This window comes from Streptomyces sp. SID11385 (genome assembly GCF_010548245.1).
GTDB lineage: Bacteria > Actinomycetota > Actinomycetes > Streptomycetales > Streptomycetaceae > Streptomyces.
In genome coordinates this window covers 1-2,444 of the sequence record NZ_JAAGLR010000764.1, presented here as the reverse complement: position 1 = coordinate 2,444, position 2,444 = coordinate 1, and the positions used below count along the sequence as shown (strand labels likewise).

Here is a 2,444-nt window from a genome sequence, read left to right as displayed (position 1 = left end):
GGGGTGACGAGCCCGGCCGGGCGCGTGGGCGGCGGGGTGGTCACCGCCGTGTCACCGGCGCGGATGGCCCGTACCGCCGCCGCGAGCAGCGTCTGCCGGGGGCGGGCACCGCCCTCGCCGACCGGTTCCGGGGCGCGGCGCGGCGGAGTGCGGTGCTGCGCGCTGGGGCGTACGAGGACATCGCCGCCCGGGCCTTCGGCGGCCGGGGCGAAGCCGAGGCCGCGCAAGCCGTCGAGGAGCACGGCCGGTTCCGAGGGCGAGGCCGCGACGGTCGGGGCGAGCCGGCGCAGCCGCAGCGTCTCCGAGCGCCGGTCGGCGAGGATCTCGTCGAGCACGGTGGCCTCTTCGCACCGTACGTACGAGGAGGCGGCGCCGACCCGGAGATGACCGTGGCGGCGGGCGACGTCGTCGACGAGGTAGGCGAGGGGCTGCGGGACGGGGGTGAGGGAGTGGGTGGCGAGGAACTCGTGGATCGCCTCGGCGGAGTAGCCGGCGTCGAGAGAACGGCGCACGGAGCCCGGCGTGAAGCGGTAGACGGTCGCGCCGCCCTTGGACTCGATGTCGGCGAGGAGCGCGAGGCGTTCGGCGAGGGGCCGCTGGAGCGGGCCCGGGGCGACGGCCGTCAGGTCCGCTTGGAGCAGTACGTGGTCCAGCGGCGGCGGCAGCAGCTCGGCGAGCATGTCGACGAGTGCCGTGTCCTGCCCGGCGAGGAGCGCGCGCCCCTGCCGGGTGAGGGCGCCGCGCCCGGTGACGCCGAGGAGTTCGGCCTCGGTGAGCGTCCAGCCCGCGATCCGGGTCCGCAGGTCGTTCTCGTGCGCGGCGCCGCGCAGCGGGCGTTCCCAGCGCAGCCGGGCGAGGAGCGAGTCGGGCTCGGGCACGCCGCCGGGGCCGAGTTCGGCGAGCAGCGCGAGGACCCGGTGGCGCACCTCGGGGGCGGCGGTGCGGTCGAGGTGCGGGCCGAGCGCGGAGAGCGTGCGGTCCTTGCTGTCGCTGCCGCCGACGAGCCCCGACGTGCGGGTCGCGTCGAGCCACGCGGTGGCGAGGACGGCCCAGCGGCGGGCGGGCGGCAGATCGAGCCACTCGTCGAAGTACGGGGTGGGCGCGTAGTGCTCGTCGGCCTCGCCGTCGGCGGCGACGAGCCCGGCCGCGTAGGCGAGTTCGAGCCAGAAGGCGGCGGTGTCCTCGGAGGTCTCCAGGTACCCGGCGGTGCGCTTGAGGTCGCGCTGGCTCAGGCCGCCCGCGCGCAGCACGGCCGGGCCGAGGTCCTTCGTCCGCGACCACGACTGGCGCGGCGAGCCCCACTCCTTGAGCAGGTCCTCAAGGGTCTGGAGCGCGGTGTACGCCTGCCCGGCGGCGGCCGCGTCGGCCTCGCGTTCCTCGCGCGTGGCACGGACGGCGATCGCCGGCGGCTCGGGCTCGACGGCGCGGTGGGCGCGACCGCCGCGCAGGTGCAGGGCGACCTCGCGCGGCAGCACGACGGTCCCCGGCGCGGTCGGCACGAGCAGGCCGCGGTCCAGGAGCCAGCGCAGGTGCGTCGGCGGGTGCGCGGTGACCTGCCCGTACGGCGGTCCCCACACGAGCCGGCCCAGGACCTCGACGGCGTCGGCGGGCGCCTCGTCGAGGAGCGCGCCGAGCCGCGCGGGGTCGGTGAAGAGCGCGGTGAGGGCCTGGACGGCGGTCACCGAGTCGTGCGTCGAGCCCAGTCCGGCCTCGGTCAGGATGACCTGGAGCCGCCCCGGGGACATGCCGGCGGTGGCCTCGGCGAGGCTCGGGCCGAGGCCGGTGGGCGAGGGGTGGGCCGCGCTCGGGGCGAGGAGTTCCCGCGCGGTGCGGACGAGACGCAGCCGCTCGTCCGGGCCCCAGACGAGGGCGCGCTCGCGCAGCAGGCCCAGCGTCCGCGGCAGGGCCTCCGTGGTGGCGGGGTCGCCCTCGTCGCCCGTCAGGAGCCCTTCGAGCAGGTCGTAGGGGGCGGGGTCGGGGGCGATGGCGAGTGCCTCGGCGGTCTGGAGGGCGAAACGGTCGAGCCGTTCCAGCGCGCGCAGGACGGAGGCACGGGTCGCCGCACGGGTGGCGAGCTGTGTCAGGTCGACGGGGACCGGGTTGAGCAGATCGGGCCGCGCGCGCAGCAGCGCGACGAGCGAGGTGTCGTCACGTACCCGCAGGGCTTCGGCGAGCGAACGCGGTCCCGGCCGCGTGGCCGGTCCGTCCTCGGTTGGTGCAGGGCTGCTCATCCCGCCCACGGTAGCGGGTGCGGAGGGCGGCGGGCGGGTGCGAGACGGCTTGGGTGTCGCGGACCCGCCCCGCGACGGGGGCCGGGACGGCACCGGTACGGGACATTTCCGCGCGCGGCCCGAGGCGTGCCCCGAGCGCCTCCCGCCCGGGCGGGCAGCCCGCCGGGGCGGTCGGGGCCCCTCTCCAGCACACCCGGCACGCGCCTGAGCCAC

Annotated in this window: 1 protein-coding gene; it reads right to left on the bottom strand. The window is 77.7% G+C overall.

Annotated features, from left to right (window positions below; translation table 11 throughout):
- A partial coding sequence (locus G3I42_RS23660; protein ID WP_164289075.1) for a helicase-associated domain-containing protein occupies positions 1-2,231 on the bottom strand: 2,231 nt, incomplete at its 3' end.
- Positions 2,232-2,444 lie beyond the last annotated feature (213 nt).